Here is a 14,130-nt window from a genome sequence, read left to right as displayed (position 1 = left end):
CGGGCCGGATACTGGCGATCATGGATCCTTCCGAACGACCCTTCCTCCCGCCTCGTCCCGTGCCGCCCGGTGAACCCGACGAGCTCGGCGAAGCCGGCGAGGCCGCCGCCGCGCCCACGGTGATCGTGCTGGCCTCCGGCCGGGGCGAACGCTTCCGCGCCTCGGGCGGCACCGTCCACAAGCTCGATGCGCCATTGGATGGCCGCGCGGTGCGCGAGCGCACGCTGGCCGCGGTGCGCGCGAGCGGGCTGCCGTGGCACGTCGAGGATGCCGGCCATCCCGGCATGGGCGACTCGATCGCCGCGGCGGTGCGCGCCACGATCGATGCCGCCGGCTGGCTGGTGCTGCCGGCCGATCTGCCGCTGGTCGAGCCGGCCACGCTGCGGCGCGTGGCGCGGGCCTTGCGCGGGCCGTCGCCGTCGCCGGCGGACCCGGACGCGCCGGCCGGTCTGGCGGCGCATGCCGTGCAGCCCGTCCACGACGGTCGGCGCGGCCATCCGGTGGCCTTCTCCGCCGCCTGCCGCGACGACCTCCTGCGGCTGGCCGGTGAGTTCGGCGCCGCGCCGGTGCTCCGGCGCCTGCGCGCGGCGGGACGGGTGACCGAACTGGCGATCGACGACGTCGGCATCGTCACCGACATCGACACCCTGGCCGACCTGGCGGCGGCCGAGGCGCTGCTGCTCAGCCGCGTGGCGCCGCCGGCGACCGGCTGAGCACGCCGCCCACCGCATCCGCGTCGTCCGCGGCCATCGCCTCGGCCGCCCGTTCCTGTTCCACCCGCTCGGCCAGGCGCACCAGGCGCGCCAGGGCGCGGTCGTGGATCGCGTGGCGCTGGAGTTCCTGCAGCGTCAGCCGCGCGTAGTCGAGCGAGGTGCCGAAGTTGCCGCTGGCGCTGCGGAAGACATGGCGGTAGTGGTCGTCGCTGAGTTCGCCCGCGTAGTGCGGACTGCGGCGCGACAGCGTGAAGGCGAGGGCGCGCACCGGGCCGCCGGCGGTGCGGCAGTCGAGCCAGCGCGGGTCGTAGATCGAATCGGCCATCTCGCGCAGCCAGAGCCGTCCGAGCGCCTCGAGCCCGGCGGCGGCCGGCACGCGGAACACCACGCCCCGGCAGCTGCCACCCGAGAGCAGTCCGAACACCAGGCCCGGGTTGTGCGCCGTGCCCCGATGGGCGCGGCTCCAGAGCTTGAGGGCCCGGTGCCAGCCGTGCACGAGGGCGGGGCGGTGCTCGACGGCGTCGAACTCCTGGCGCCAGATCAGCGAGCCATAGCCGAACAGCCACAGATCGTCGCGCCCGCCCCAGTCGGCGATCACGCGTTCGAGCAGCGGCTGGGGATCGCGCGGCAGCGCCGGCGGTCCGGCGGTGGGCGCGGATGGCGCATTTGGGAGGGTTCCGTCGCGCGGCCCCATGACGGCGCCGCCTACAATTTCACGATCATGGCTCACCCGCCCATTATTTACGTGCCCAACTCACTTTCCTACGGAGATCACCGGATGTCATCCCCCCAAGACGAAGACAGTCAGCAACGCTTTGCCCTCGGCTTCCTGTTCGCCCTCATCGCGCTGCTGGTCTGCACCATCGTCGGTTTCGCCGTCTATCGCTATGGCCTGATCACGCGCCCCGAGGCACCCGCCGCCACCGCGCCCGCCGCCACCGTGGTGGTGCCCACCACCCCGACGGTGAGCGTCGTGACCGAGACGGTCACGGTGGTCGTCCCCGAAGGCGCCAGCATCAGCGTGGCCGACGGCGTCGTGAACTTCTACTTCGCCACCGGCAGCGCCGACCTCGCGCCCGGCGCGGCCGAGGCCCTGGCCGCCGTCATCCAGGGCATCGGCAAGGGTCGCCGCGCCATGGTCTCGGGCTTCCACGATTCGACCGGCGACGCCACGGTGAACGAGGAACTCGCCAAGCTGCGCGCGCAGACCGTGCGCGACGTGCTGCTCGGCCTGGGCGTGCCGGCCGACCGCGTCGACCTGCAGAAGCCGGCCGTCAGCACCGGCTCGGGCAACAACGCCGAGGCCCGCCGCGTCGAGGTCAAGCTGATCGATTGACGGCCGGGCGGCAGGCCGCCCCCTCGCGATCTCGAAAGCCCGGCGACGACCGGGCTTTTTTCATGCGCGCTTGATACGATAGTGTCGCCTCGGGCCGAAGCCGCCCGGCGGCACTCTCCAGAGAGCACCAAGATCCCATGACCACGAATTCCACCGTCAGCCGCGTCACCGACCGCATCCGCGAGCGCAGCCGGCCCGGCCGAGAGAGCTACCTGCACCAGATCGCCGAGATGGCGCGCCGCGACCGGGGTTCCGACCGCATGGGCTGCGCCAACGTGGCGCATGCCGTGGCCGGCGTGCCGGCCAACGACAAGCTGCGCATCGTCACCGAGCGCGCTCCCAACATCGGCATCGTCACGGCCTACAACGACATGCTCTCGGCCCATGCGCCGTACCAGGGCTACCCGGACATCCTGAAGCACGAGGCGCGTCGCCTGGGCGCCACGGCGCAGGTCGCCGGTGGCGTGCCCGCCATGTGCGACGGCGTCACCCAGGGCACGCCCGGCATGGAGCTGAGCCTGTTCAGCCGCGACACCATCGCCATGGGCGCGGCGGTGGCGCTGACCCACGACATGTTCGACGCCGCCCTGATGCTGGGCGTGTGCGACAAGATCGTGCCGGGCCTGCTGATCGGCGCGCTGCACTTCGGCCATCTGCCCACGGTGTTCGTGCCGGCCGGACCGATGCCCTCGGGCCTCTCCAACAGCGCCAAGGCCAAGGTGCGCGAGCAGGCCGCGCAGGGCCTGGTCGGCCGCGAGGGCCTGATGGAGGCCGAGATGGCGGCCTACCACGCGCCCGGCACCTGCACCTTCTACGGCACCGCCAACAGCAACCAGATGCTGCTCGAGGCCATGGGCCTGCACGTGCCCGGCGCCGCCTTCATCCAGCCCGGCGACTCGATGCGCGAGGCGCTCACGCGCGAGGCGGTGCGCACGGTGCTGGGCCGGGCGACGGGCGCTCCGGCCGGCTCCCGCTGCCCGCCGATCGGCGAGGTGGTCGACGAGCGCTGCATCGTCAACGCCATGGTCGCGCTGCTGGCCACCGGCGGCTCGACCAACCACCTGATCCACTGGGTCGCGGTGGCGCGCGCCGCCGGCATCCTGATCGACTGGAACGACTTCTCCGATCTCTCCGACGTGGTGCCGCTGCTCACGCGGGTCTATCCGAACGGCAGCGCCGACGTCAACGCCTTCCAGGACGCGGGCGGCCCGGGCTTCGTGATCGGCGAGCTCGTCGGCGCCGGCCTGATGCATGCCGACGTGCTGACCGTGCGCGCCGGCGGCATCGCCGAATTCGGCCGCATCCCGGTGCTCGAGGGCGGCGACGCCTCGGCCGAGCGGGTGCTGGGCTGGCGCGAGGCGGCACCGTCGAAGGACGACAGCGTGGCGCGGCCGGTGGCGGCGCCCTTCAGCCCCAGCGGCGGCCTGAAGCTGCTCAAGGGCAACCTGGGGCGCAGCGTGATCAAGGTGTCCTCGGTGCCCGACGACCGCCACGTGGTGGAGGCGCCAGCGCGGGTGTTCGACTCGCAGGCCGGCCTGCAGAAGGCCTTCGCGGCCGGCGAGCTCGACCGCGACGTGATCTGCGTGGTGCGCTGGCAGGGCCCGCAGGCCAACGGCATGCCCGAGCTGCACAAGCTCACGCCGCCGCTGTCGGTGCTGCAGGGCAAGGGCCATCGGGTGGCGCTGGTGACCGATGGGCGCATGAGTGGCGCCTCGGGCAAGGTGCCCGCGGCGATCCACGTGTCGCCGGAGGCCGCCGCCGGCGGGCCGCTGGCCAAGGTGCGCGATGGCGACCTGATCCGGCTCGACGCGCTGGCCGGCACGCTGGCCGTGCTGATCCCGGAACACGAGTGGGCGGCGCGCGAGAACGCGACCATGACCGACGAGCAGCGTTTCGCCGAGGGCCGCGGCCTGGGCCGCGAGCTGTTCGCCGGCATGCGCCGCAATGCATTGACGGCAGAAGAAGGAGCATGCACATGGCTGTGAACAGAGACGGGCGACTGAGCGCGCTGGACGTGATGGGCGACGCGCCGGTGATCCCGGTGATCGTGCTCCACGACGTGGCGCATGCGGTGCCGCTGGCGCGCGCGCTGGTGGCCGGCGGCATCCGCATGCTGGAGGTGACGCTGCGCACGCCGCAGGCGCTGCAGTGCATCGAGGCCATCGCCCGGGAGGTGCCCGAGGCCGTCGCCGGCGCCGGCACCATCCGCACGGCGGCCGACGCCCAGGCCGCGGCGCTGGCCGGCGCGAAGTTCGGCGTCAGCCCGGGCTACACGCACTCGGTGGGCAAGGCGTGCCACGAACTCGGCCTGCCGCTGCTGCCCGGCGTGGCGACCGGCGGCGAGATCATGATGGCGCAGGAGGACGGCTACCAGCAGCTCAAGTTCTTCCCCGCCGTGCAGGCCGGCGGACTGGCCATGCTCAAGGCCTGGCAGGGGCCGTTCGGCGATGTCTCGTTCTGCCCGACCGGCGGCATCCACCTGGGCAACGCGCCGGAGTTCCTGGCGCTGTCGAACGTGGCCTGCGTGGGCGGCTCGTGGATCGTGCCGACCGATGCCATCCAGGCCGGCGACTGGGGCCGCATCGAGCAGCTGGCGCGCGACGCCTCGCGGCTGCAGCGTTGAGCCGTCCCATGGGAGACGCCAGCACCGCCGCCCGGCCCGGGCTCGATCCGGACGAGGTGGCCGTGATCGCCTTCGATGTCTTCGGCACGGTGGTCGACTGGCACGGAGGCATCGCGGCGGAGGCCGAGCGCGCGCTGCCCGGCATCGATGGCGGCGCCTTCGCCCTGGCCTGGCGCGCGGGCTACCAGCCGGCCATGCGTGCCGTCATGGCGGCCATCGAGGCCGGCGAGGGCGGCTTCGTGCGCCTGGACGACCTGCACCTGCGCATCCTCGACGGCGTGCTGCGCGACTTCGGCGTTGCGGCGCGTCTCGACGATGCCGCGCGACGCGATCTCAATCGCGCCTGGCATCGCCTGCCGGCCTGGCCGGATGCCGTCGCCGGCCTGGCGCGGCTGCGCCGCCGCTACACCATCTGCCCGCTGTCCAACGGCAACATCGGCCTGCTCACCGCCATGGCCAAGCGCGCCGGTCTGCCCTGGGACTGCGTGCTGTCGGCCGAGGTCTTCCAGGCCTACAAGCCCGATCCGCGCACCTATCTCGGCGTGGCGTCGGTGTTCGACGTCGCGCCACGGCGCGTCATGCTGGCGGCGGCCCATCACGAGGACCTGGCCGCCGCGCGCGCCTGCGGCCTGCGCACCGCCTACATCGAGCGGCCGCTGGAATTCGGCGCCGGCCAGCCCAAGGACGTGTCGCCACGCGATGGCAACGACCTGCACGCGCGCGACATCGGCGCCCTGGCCGATCTGCTGGGCTGCTGAGCGCGGCACGACCGACCTGCACGACATGACCGACATGACCGACATGACCGACATGACCGATACGCCCGCCGACATCCTGCGCTTCTGGTTCGAGGAGATCGTACCGGCCCAATGGTGGAAGGTCGATCCGGCATTCGACGCGACGATCGCGCGGCGCTTCGGCGCGACGCATGCCGCGGCGCTGCGGGGCGAGCTGTTCCAGTGGCGGAAGGACGCGGACGGCCGCCTGGCCGAGGTGATCGTGCTCGACCAGTTCTCCCGCAACATCCATCGCGGCGCGGCGGGCGCCTTCGCGGCCGATCCGATGGCACTGGCCCTGGCGCAGGAGGCGGTCGCGCTCGGGCAGGACCTGGCGCTGCCATCCGAGCGGCGCGTGTTTCTCTACATGCCCTACATGCACAGCGAGTCGCGTCTCGTGCACGCGGAGGCGGAGCGCCTGTTCATCGCGCTGGGCATCGCGGACAACCTGGATTTCGAGCGCCGCCACCGCGCCATCGTCGAGCGCTTCGGCCGCTATCCGCATCGCAACGCGATCCTGGGCCGGACCTCCAGCGCCGAGGAACTGGCGTTCCTGGCGACGCCGGGGTCGAGCTTCTAGGCGCTGCGCGCCACGCCGCTCAGCGCAGGCCGCCGCCGGCCGCGCCCTCGTCGCGCTGGATCAGCTCGATCTTGTAGCCATCGGGGTCGGTCACGAAGGCGATGACGGTGGTGCCGCCCTTGACCGGGCCGGGCTCGCGCGAGACCTCGCCGCCGGCCGCCCTGATCTTCTCGCAGGCGGCGTAGATGTCGGGCATGCCCAGCGCGATGTGGCCATAGGCGGTGCCCAGCTCGTAGCGGTCGGTGCCCCAGTTGTAGGTCAGCTCGATCTCGGCCTGGCCGGGATTGCCCTCGAAGCCGACGAAGGCCAGGCTGTACTTGTACTCGGGGTTCTCGGAGGTGCGCAGCAGCTTCATGCCCAGCACCTGGGTGTAGAAATCGATCGAGCGCTGCAGGTCGCCGACGCGCAGCATGGTGTGGAGGAGTCTCATGACAGGGAGCCCGCGTGGGGCGGGGAGTGGAACGTGGGCTGGGCATCATGCCAGTGATCGCATCTCCGCGATCGAGCCGGGATGGCTCCCGGAGCCGCTGCCCGGAAGCCGCCGTCCGGAGATGGCGCGCGCGTGGCTCAGGTCCTGGTGACGGCGTCCCAGCGCGCCAGCCGCCCGTCGCGCATGGTGCCGACGCGATCGGCCATGGCCTGCGCCTCGGCCTGGTTGTGGGTCACCAGCAGGGCGGTCTGACCGGCCGCGCGCAGGATGGCGCGGACCTCGCAGGCCAGGCGCTCGCGGGTGTCGGCGTCGAGGTTGGAGAACGGCTCGTCGAGCAGCAGCAGCGCCGGCGCGGGCGCCAGGGCGCGGGCCAGCGCGATGCGCTGCTGCTGGCCACCGGAGAGTTCGTGCGGATGCCGGTCGCCGGCCTCGGGCAGGCCGACCAGCGCCAGCAGCTCGGCGGTGCGCGCCGCCTGTTCGGCGCGCGTCAGCCGGCGCAGCCCGAAGGCGACGTTCTGCGCCGCCGTGAGGTGCGGGAACAGCGCGTATTCCTGGAACATCATGCCGACGCGGCGGCGCTCCGGCGGCAGGTGGAGCGACGGCGTCGACAGCGTCTGCCCGCCCAGGGCGATGCGACCCGCGCGCACCGGCTCGAAGCCGGCGATGGCGCGCAGCACGGTAGTCTTGCCGCAGCCCGAGGGGCCCAGCAGGCAGGCGATGTGGCCGGCGTCGAGCGCCAGCGAGAAGCCGTCGACGACGGCGGCCCGGCCCGGCGCGCCGTCGTAGGCGATGCGGACCGCATCGAGGAGCAGGGCACTGCCCGGTGGCGTGGAGGTCATGACGGCGGAACGAGCGAGAGGGGTACCGGGCCGATCGGCGCGGGTGGCATCGATGTCGATGTCGATGTCGATGTCGATGGCGCGACGGCGTCGGCCGGTGGGGTCGACGACATCGCGGCCTGGACGAACTGGGTGCGCGCCAGCAGCAGCACCGGCGCCAGCCCGGCCAGCACGATGGCCAGCGCGGCGAGGGCGCCTTCCTCGTAGGTGCCGCGCGCCGCCTCGGCATAGAGCCAGGTCGCCAGGGTGTCGAAGTTCGCCGGCCGCAGCAGCAGGGTGGCGGGCAGTTCCTTCATCGCCTCGACGAACACCAGCAGCGTGCTGGTCGCCAGCGCCGGCCGCAGCAGCGGCAGGTGGACCCGGCGCAAGGTGCCGGCGGCGTTCTCGCCGAGCAGGCGCGCGGCCTGCTCCAGCGCCGGCGGGATGCGCGCCAGGCCGGCTTCGAGTCCGCCCACCGGCATCGCCAGGAAGCGCATCGCGCAGGCCGCCACCAGCACCACGCCCAGCCCCATCAGCGGCAGGCCGGGCAGGCGCAGGACCTCGGCCAGGCGGGCATCGACGGCCAGGGCCGGCGTCAGCAGGCCGATGGCCAGCACCGTGCCCGGCAAGGCATAGCCCAGCGTCGCCACGCGAGCCTGCCAGCGCGCGGGATTGGCGGCCGAGCCGGTGGCGCGCGTGCGCCACGCCACCACCAGGCCGGCCGCCAGCGCCACCGCCGTGACGCCCAGTGCCAGCCCCAGCGTGTTGCCCAGGCTGGCGAGCAGGCCCGGCGACAGGCCGCCGCCCTGGCCCAGCCGCTTGGCGCTCTCCCACACCAGGTAGGCGGCCGGCGCGGCGAAGCCCAGCAGCACCGGTGTCGCCGTGGCCAGCGTGGCGGTCCAGCCGCGCGCGCCGTGCAGGCGTCGCGGCTGCATGGCGCGCATGCGCTGCGCCGAGCCGAAGCGCTGGCGCCGCCGGCCGTGGCGCTCCAGCAGCACCAGCGCCACCACCACCACCAGCATCGCGCAGGCGATCTGCGCCGCGCCGGCCAGGTCCGAGCGCGTGATCCAGGTCGTGTAGACCGCCACGGTGAGCGTGTTCACGCCCAGGAACTCGGAGGCGCCGATGTCGTTGAGCACCTCCAGCAGCGCCAGGCTCAGGCCGACGGCGATGGCCGGGCGGGCCAGCGGCAGCGCCACGCGCAAGAAGGCGCCCAGCGGCGTGGCGCCCAGCGTGCGCGCGGCCTCCATCAGGTGCGCCGGCTGCGTCATGAACATGGCGCGCGCCGTCATGTAGACATAGGGATAGAGCACGCTGCCCAGCACGAGGATGGCGCCGCCCATCGAGCGCAGGTCGGGCAGGCGGAAATCGCGCGGGCTCTCGTGGCCCAGCAGCCAGCGCAATGCGCCCTGCACCGGGCCGATCGGGTGCAGCAGGTCGAGGTAGGCGAAGGCCACGATGTAGGTCGGCATGGCCAGCGGCAGCAGCAGGGCCCAGTGCAGCACGCGGCGGCCCGGGAAGTCGCAGGCGCTGACCAGCCAGGCGCAGCCGACGCCCACCACCAGCACCACCGCGCCGACGCCCGCCAGCAGCAGGGCCGTGTTCAGGGCCGCGTCGGGCAGCACGAAGGCGAAGAGGTGCGTCCAGTGCGAGGCATCGGCGCCCAGCGCCAGCACGGCGAGCGTCGCCACCGGGGCGAGCACGCCGAGCGCGATCAGGAGCGCGACGGCCCGCCAGAGCGGCCCCACCGCGCGGGACACCGGCGGGCTCAACGGTCGAAGCCGACCTTGTCGATCAGCATGCTGGCCTGCTTGCGGTGCCGGGCGATCTCGGTGAGCGGCAGGGCGTCGATCCTGAGTTCGCCGATGGTCTCGCCGATGATCGGGTCGAGCGCGACGCCCTTGCGCACCGGGTATTCGTAGTTGGCCTGCGCATAGAGCTCCTGCGCCGGCGCCGAGACCAGGAACTCCAGCAGCCGGACCGCGTTGGCGCGCTGCGGCGCGTGCCGGGCCACCGCCGCGCCGCTGATGTTGACATGCGTGCCGCCGCCGTTGGCGAAGGCCGGGCGCACCACCTGGATCGCATCGCCCCAGCGGCGCGCGTCGGTGCCTTCCTTGGAGGCCTTCATGTGGCCGACGTAGTAGGAGTTGGCCAGGCCGACGTCGCAGATGCCGCCCAGGATGTCGCGCGCGACATCGCGATCGCCACCGGTCGCCTTGCGCGCCAGGTTGGCCTTGACGCCGCGCAGCCACTGCTCGGCGCGGGCCTCGCCGTCGTGCGCGATCAGCGCGGCGACCAGCGCGGTGTTGTAGGGATGCTGGCCGGCGCGGATGCAGACCTTGCCCTTCCACTTCGGATCGGCGAGGTCCTCGTAGCGGAAGGCGCCGAGCTTCAGGTCCTTGTCGGCATACAGCACGCGGGCGCGCATCGACAGCGCGAACCATTGGCCGTCGGTGCCGCGCAGGTGGGCCGGCACCGCCGACTCCAGCGCGGCGGATTTCACCGGCTGCGTCGCGCCGCCCTCGACCAGGTCGAGCAGGTTGCCGACGTCGACCGTCATCAGCACGTCGGCCGGCGAGCGCTGGCCCTCGGCCTTGACGCGTTCGAGCAGGCCGTCCTTCACGAACACCGTGTTCACCTGCACCCGGGTGGTCGCCGTGAAGGCCGCGAGCAGCGGCTGGATCAGGCCCGGCTCGCGCGTCGTGTAGAGCGTGAGTTCCTCGGCCGCCTGCGCCGCCGTGGAGGCCATGAGCGCGGCGATGGCGAGGCCGGCGCAGGTGGACAGGAAGGAGCGGGCGCGCGGCGGGCGGCCGGTCGCGCGGGGGCGGTCGGTCATGGGAAGGGATCCTCCGGGGATGTGGTTGAAGACGATGCGGATCGGCGCTGCCGATGAGAATAATTATCAAATGAATCGACGCCATCGGCGGATTGCCCTTGCGCGGCGGCGACCTATCGATGCGCGGGAGGGGCACCGGCATCCCGCGCCCGCCGGCGGCGACCGGCGCCGCCGGGGCGCATTCCGTCGCATGCCGATGGCGGCGGGGCGCGGGCGGCGGCACAGTCCGCCCATCGTTCCACGGAGTCCTCCAAATGCTGATCCAGATCGTCCTGCACACCCCGAAATGGGTCTTCACCGTCCTCCTCCTCCTGCTGTGGCTGGGCCTCAGGCAGTGGAGCGACCACGAGCTCGGCCTGCGGCGCGTCCTGGTGCTGCCGCTGGTCATGGGCGGCCTGTCGGTCCACGGCATGGTGTCGGTCTTCGGTGATTCGCCGGCCGCGCTCGGCGGCTGGGCCGCCGCGCTCCTGGCCGTGGTGGCGCTGACGCTGCGCCGTCCGCTGCCCGCCGGCACCCGGTACGACGCCGCGCGGCGGCGCTTCCACGTCGCCGGCAGCCCGTGGCCCCTGGTGCTGCTGATGGGCATCTTCCTGACCCGGTACGCGGTCGGCGTCGCCCTGGCCCTGCACCCGGAGCTGCGCCAGCAGGCCCTCTTCGGATTCGGCGTGCCGGTGCTGTATGGCGTGTTCGGCGGCGTGTTCGTGGCCCGCGCGGCGCGGCTCTGGCGACTGGCCGGCCGGGGCGAGGCCGCCCCGGTCGCCGCCGGCATCGCCTGAGCGGGGATGCCGTGGAGTACAAAGCCGGCATGCGCCACCTGCTGGGTCATGGACTGATCACCGCCGTGTTCTGCGGCCTGGTCGCCGGCGCGCTGACCCTGGCCCGTGGCGGCGCCTGGACGACGCATCTCGTCTACTCGCTCGCCACCGGCCTCGTCAGCTGGCTCTTCATCGACGTCACCCGCCTGCTGGTCACCCGGCGCCAGGAGGTCCGCTGGCCACGGGGGCTCGGCGGCTATCTGGTCGTCGGGGCCGGCATCGGCATCGGCTTCCTGGGCGGCAACCTGATCGGCGATGCCTGGGTCGGCGCGCCGGCGCTCGGCTTCCTGGCGGGCGACGGCCGCCAGCTGGCCTCCGCGATGATCGTGACGATCGCCACGACGGCCGGCCTGTGCTTCTTCTTCTACAGCCTGGGCCGCAGCCGGCACCTGCAGGGCCGGATCGACCAGGCGCAGCGCGCCGCCACCGAGGCCCGCCTGAGGCTGCTGGAGACCCAGCTCGAACCCCACATGCTGTTCAACACGCTGGCCAACCTGCGCGCGCTGATCGCCACCGATCCGCCGCGCGCGGTGGCCATGCTCGACCGTCTCAACGGCTACCTGCGCATGACGCTGGGTGCCTCGCGCGCGCCGGCGCATCCGCTGGCGGCCGAGTTCGACCGGCTGGCCGACTACCTCGAGCTGATGTCGATGCGCATGGGCGAGCGCCTGCGCTACACGCTGGCGCTGCCCGCCGAGCTGCGCGACGTGCCCGTACCGCCGCTGCTGCTGCAGCCGCTGGTGGAGAACGCCATCCGCCACGGGCTGGAGCCGCAGGTGGCGGGCGGGTGGCTCGGCGTCACCGCGCATCGCGCGGCCGACCGGCTGGTCATCGAGGTGCGCGACACCGGCGTCGGACTCGACGCGGCGGCGCCGTCCACCGGCGATGCCGATGGCGGCTTCGGCCTGGCCCAGGTGCGCGAGCGGCTGGCCGCCGTGTATGGCGGGGGCGCCCGGCTGGCGCTGGCGCCCGCGCTCGATGCCGATGGCGGCACCCGCGTCACGCTGAGTCTTCCCTGGCCGGCCTGAGCCCGGCCACGCACCGGAGCCCGACATGCCTGCCATCCTTCCCCCGGCCGACGAGCCTGGCCCGCATGGCCTGCCCGACAGGCCCGACAGGCCCGACAGGCCCGACAGGCCCGATCGAACGGACGCGACCGCCTCCGCGCTCATCGCCGAGGACGAGCCCCTGCTCGCGCGGGCCCTGGCCGCCGAGCTGGCGCTGGCCTGGCCCGAGCTGAGGATCGTCGCCATGGTCGGCGACGGCCGCGCGGCGGTGGACGCGGCGCTGCGATGGCTGCCACGGGTGCTGTTCCTCGACATCCGCATGCCCGGTCTCGATGGCCTGGGTGCCGCCGCCGAGCTGGCCGAACGCTGGCCCACCGACCAGGCACCCCTGCCGCAGCTGGTGTTCGTGACCGCCCACGACGAGTACGCCGCGCGCGCCTTCGAGACCGAGGCCATCGACTACGTGCTCAAGCCGGTGCAGCCCGAGCGCCTGCGCCGGACCGTCGAGCGGCTGCGCCGGGCGCTCGCCGCCCCGGTGCCGCCGCTGTCCGCCGGACCCGCCGCGCTCGACGAGGCGCTGGAACGCACGCTGGCCCGGTGGCGCGAGCTGCTGGATGCCGCCCGGGCCGCGCCGGCGCCACGGCGCGCGCCGGCACCGCTGCGCCTGCTGGCCGTCGGCGATGCCGGCGGCGGCAGCGTGCGCATGGTGCCGGTCGACGAGGTGCTGTGCTTCGAGGCCGCCGACAAGTACCTGCGCGTGCTGACCGCCAGCCACGAGCACCTGATCCGCACGCCGCTGAAGCAGCTGCTGCCGCAACTCGACGCCGAGGTCTTCTGGCAGGTCCACCGGGCGGTGGTGGTGCGCGGCACGGCCGTCGAATCGGTGCACCGGGACGAGGCCGGCCGGATGCACCTGAGATTGCGCGGGCGGACCGAGCGGCTGCCGGTGAGCCGGCTCCACGCCCACCTGTTCCGCGCCCTGTGAGCGGCTGGCGCGGCGATCGCGATCGCGTCAGGCCGGCCGCTGCTCGAACACCAGGCAGGTCGTCGTCGCGTGGGCGTACAGCGTGCCGTCGGCGCCCACCACCCGCGCCTCGGCGGTGGCCAGCTGACGGCCGCAGTGGATCACCCGGCCCTCGGCGCGCACGCGCGGCACGCGCGGCGTCACGGCCTTGACGTAGTTCACGCCCAGCTCCGCCGTCGTGTAGCCGCGGCCGGCCGGCAGGCGGGTGTGCACCGCGCAGCCCAGGGCCGAATTCAGCAATGTCGCGATCCAGCCGCCATGCACGGTGCCCAGCGGATTGAGGTGTCGCGCCAGGGGCGTGCCCTGGAACACGGCGCGACCGTCGGCCACCTCGACGATGGTGAAGTCGAGCGTGCGGGCGATGGCGGCATAGGGCAGGGTGCCCGCCAGCATGGCGCGCATCACCTCCAGGCCGCTCAGGCCGGCGATCTCCTCGGGCCGCGCCAGGCCGGGACCCGGACCGGCATCGAGCCGGGCGGCCACCGCGCGCTCGTCGGCCAGCCAGCGCTCCAGCAGGCGCGCGCCGGCATCGTCGGGGATCGTCGTGTCGTCGGTCATCTTCGGGGTCTCCTTTGGGTTGTATATGCAACGATTGTAGGTACAATGAAATTCATGGCCATCACCCCCGCGACATCCAGGACGACCGCCGCCACTACCGTGCAGCCGCAGGGCTGCACCAGCTTCAAGGTGCGCCAGCTGATGCGCCGCGTCTCGCAGCACTACGACGCCGCGATGGCGGCCAGCGGCCTGAAGACGACCCAGTACTCGCTGCTCTCGCACGTGCTGAAGCTCGGTCCGCTGCGGCCGGTCGACCTGGCGGCGGCGATGAAGATGACCGCCTCGACCCTGAGCCGCAACCTGCAGCCGCTGGTCGCTGCCGGCTGGCTGGAGTTGGGCGCGGGAGCCGACGCGCGCAGCCGGCTGGTGAGCATCACGCCAGCGGGCATCGTCAAGCGCGGCGAAGGCCAGAAGCACTGGAAGGTGGCGCAGCGGACATTGAACGAGCGGCTCGGCATCGAGCGCGTGCTGGCCCTGCACGCGCTGATCGACGACTCGCTCGGCCTGCTCGGCGTCGATGCGCCGGCCCCCGATCCCGACGCCGACGCCGGCTGAACGGTTCGTCCACGCCGCGCCGCCGCACGTCCTTTCCCCCGACCGATCCACCCACCGCA

General features: G+C 73.2%; 15 protein-coding genes and 1 pseudogene. 10 read left to right on the top strand and 6 right to left on the bottom strand.

Annotated features, from left to right (window positions below):
* Positions 1 to 20 precede the first annotated feature (20 nt).
* Complete coding sequence (locus AC1MLT_RS06330; protein ID WP_481034457.1) at positions 21 to 713, top strand: nucleotidyltransferase family protein; 693 nt, start codon at positions 21 to 23, stop codon at positions 711 to 713.
* On the opposite strand, the gene AC1MLT_RS06325 is transcribed toward AC1MLT_RS06330, so the two are convergent.
* Positions 682 to 1,407: a gamma-glutamylcyclotransferase gene (locus tag AC1MLT_RS06325; protein WP_481034456.1), complete on the bottom strand. Its 726-nt coding sequence runs from the start codon at positions 1,405 to 1,407 to the stop codon at positions 682 to 684. The two genes, AC1MLT_RS06330 and AC1MLT_RS06325, sit on opposite strands and share 32 nt — an antisense overlap.
* Before the next feature lie 84 nt (positions 1,408 to 1,491).
* Here AC1MLT_RS06325 and AC1MLT_RS06320 point away from each other — a divergent pair, with 84 nt between their 5' ends.
* The 5 genes from AC1MLT_RS06320 (at position 1,492) to AC1MLT_RS06300 (ending at position 6,028) form a co-directional block, all read left to right on the top strand.
* Positions 1,492 to 2,049: an OmpA family protein gene (locus AC1MLT_RS06320; RefSeq protein WP_481034455.1), complete on the top strand. Its 558-nt coding sequence runs from the start codon at positions 1,492 to 1,494 to the stop codon at positions 2,047 to 2,049.
* 137 nt (positions 2,050 to 2,186) lie between these two features.
* The gene (gene edd / locus AC1MLT_RS06315; RefSeq protein WP_481034454.1) at positions 2,187 to 4,034 is read left to right on the top strand and encodes a phosphogluconate dehydratase; all 1,848 of its coding nucleotides are present in this window, start codon (positions 2,187 to 2,189) and stop codon (positions 4,032 to 4,034) included.
* A complete protein-coding gene (eda, locus tag AC1MLT_RS06310; protein ID WP_481034453.1) occupies positions 4,025 to 4,672 on the top strand; it encodes a bifunctional 4-hydroxy-2-oxoglutarate aldolase/2-dehydro-3-deoxy-phosphogluconate aldolase in 648 nt (215 codons plus the stop codon). Before edd ends, eda begins: the two co-directional genes overlap by 10 nt.
* Before the next feature lie 8 nt (positions 4,673 to 4,680).
* Positions 4,681 to 5,430, top strand: coding sequence for a haloacid dehalogenase type II (locus AC1MLT_RS06305; RefSeq protein ID WP_481034452.1), 750 nt, complete (start codon positions 4,681 to 4,683; stop codon positions 5,428 to 5,430).
* 43 nt (positions 5,431 to 5,473) lie between these two features.
* Positions 5,474 to 6,028, top strand: coding sequence for a DUF924 family protein (locus AC1MLT_RS06300; RefSeq protein ID WP_481034921.1), 555 nt, complete (start codon positions 5,474 to 5,476; stop codon positions 6,026 to 6,028).
* Positions 6,029 to 6,047: 19 nt separating this feature from the next.
* Here the strand turns inward: AC1MLT_RS06300 and gloA are convergent, their stop codons facing one another.
* The 4 genes and pseudogenes from gloA to AC1MLT_RS06280 all read right to left on the bottom strand — a co-directional run bounded on the left by gloA (position 6,048) and on the right by AC1MLT_RS06280 (position 10,112).
* Positions 6,048 to 6,458: a lactoylglutathione lyase gene (gloA, locus tag AC1MLT_RS06295; RefSeq protein ID WP_481034450.1), complete on the bottom strand. Its 411-nt coding sequence runs from the start codon at positions 6,456 to 6,458 to the stop codon at positions 6,048 to 6,050.
* A gap of 137 nt (positions 6,459 to 6,595) precedes the next feature.
* Positions 6,596 to 7,297: an ABC transporter ATP-binding protein gene (locus AC1MLT_RS06290; protein WP_481034448.1), complete on the bottom strand. Its 702-nt coding sequence runs from the start codon at positions 7,295 to 7,297 to the stop codon at positions 6,596 to 6,598.
* Positions 7,298 to 7,425: 128 nt separating this feature from the next.
* Positions 7,426 to 9,036, bottom strand: a pseudogene (locus tag AC1MLT_RS06285) (ABC transporter permease); the annotation flags it as partial.
* 8 nt (positions 9,037 to 9,044) lie between these two features.
* Positions 9,045 to 10,112: an extracellular solute-binding protein gene (locus tag AC1MLT_RS06280; protein ID WP_481034446.1), complete on the bottom strand. Its 1,068-nt coding sequence runs from the start codon at positions 10,110 to 10,112 to the stop codon at positions 9,045 to 9,047.
* A 254-nt stretch (positions 10,113 to 10,366) separates the two neighbouring features.
* Between AC1MLT_RS06280 and AC1MLT_RS06275 the strand changes: the two genes are divergently transcribed.
* Genes AC1MLT_RS06275 through AC1MLT_RS06265 form a run of 3 tightly spaced genes read left to right on the top strand, consistent with a single transcriptional unit; the run spans position 10,367 to position 12,919 of the window.
* Positions 10,367 to 10,888: a DUF6622 family protein gene (locus AC1MLT_RS06275; RefSeq protein WP_481034444.1), complete on the top strand. Its 522-nt coding sequence runs from the start codon at positions 10,367 to 10,369 to the stop codon at positions 10,886 to 10,888.
* A gap of 11 nt (positions 10,889 to 10,899) precedes the next feature.
* Positions 10,900 to 11,955, top strand: a complete 1,056-nt coding sequence (locus tag AC1MLT_RS06270) for a sensor histidine kinase (protein WP_481034443.1) — start codon at positions 10,900 to 10,902, stop codon at positions 11,953 to 11,955.
* A gap of 25 nt (positions 11,956 to 11,980) precedes the next feature.
* Entirely contained in the window at positions 11,981 to 12,919 is a 939-nt protein-coding gene (locus AC1MLT_RS06265; protein WP_481034441.1) for a LytR/AlgR family response regulator transcription factor, read from the top strand.
* A gap of 27 nt (positions 12,920 to 12,946) precedes the next feature.
* On the opposite strand, the gene AC1MLT_RS06260 is transcribed toward AC1MLT_RS06265, so the two are convergent.
* Positions 12,947 to 13,516: a PaaI family thioesterase gene (locus tag AC1MLT_RS06260; protein WP_481034440.1), complete on the bottom strand. Its 570-nt coding sequence runs from the start codon at positions 13,514 to 13,516 to the stop codon at positions 12,947 to 12,949.
* A gap of 54 nt (positions 13,517 to 13,570) precedes the next feature.
* Between AC1MLT_RS06260 and AC1MLT_RS06255 the strand changes: the two genes are divergently transcribed.
* Positions 13,571 to 14,071 (top strand): MarR family winged helix-turn-helix transcriptional regulator, encoded by a 501-nt coding sequence (locus AC1MLT_RS06255; RefSeq protein WP_481034438.1) that lies wholly within the window; start codon positions 13,571 to 13,573, stop codon positions 14,069 to 14,071.
* Positions 14,072 to 14,130: the final 59 nt, after the last annotated feature.

The sequence above is a fragment of the Variovorax sp. PEI5 genome (assembly GCF_056679935.1).
Note: the sequence above shows the minus strand (reverse complement) of the source record. Positions and strands in the feature narration are given on the sequence as shown.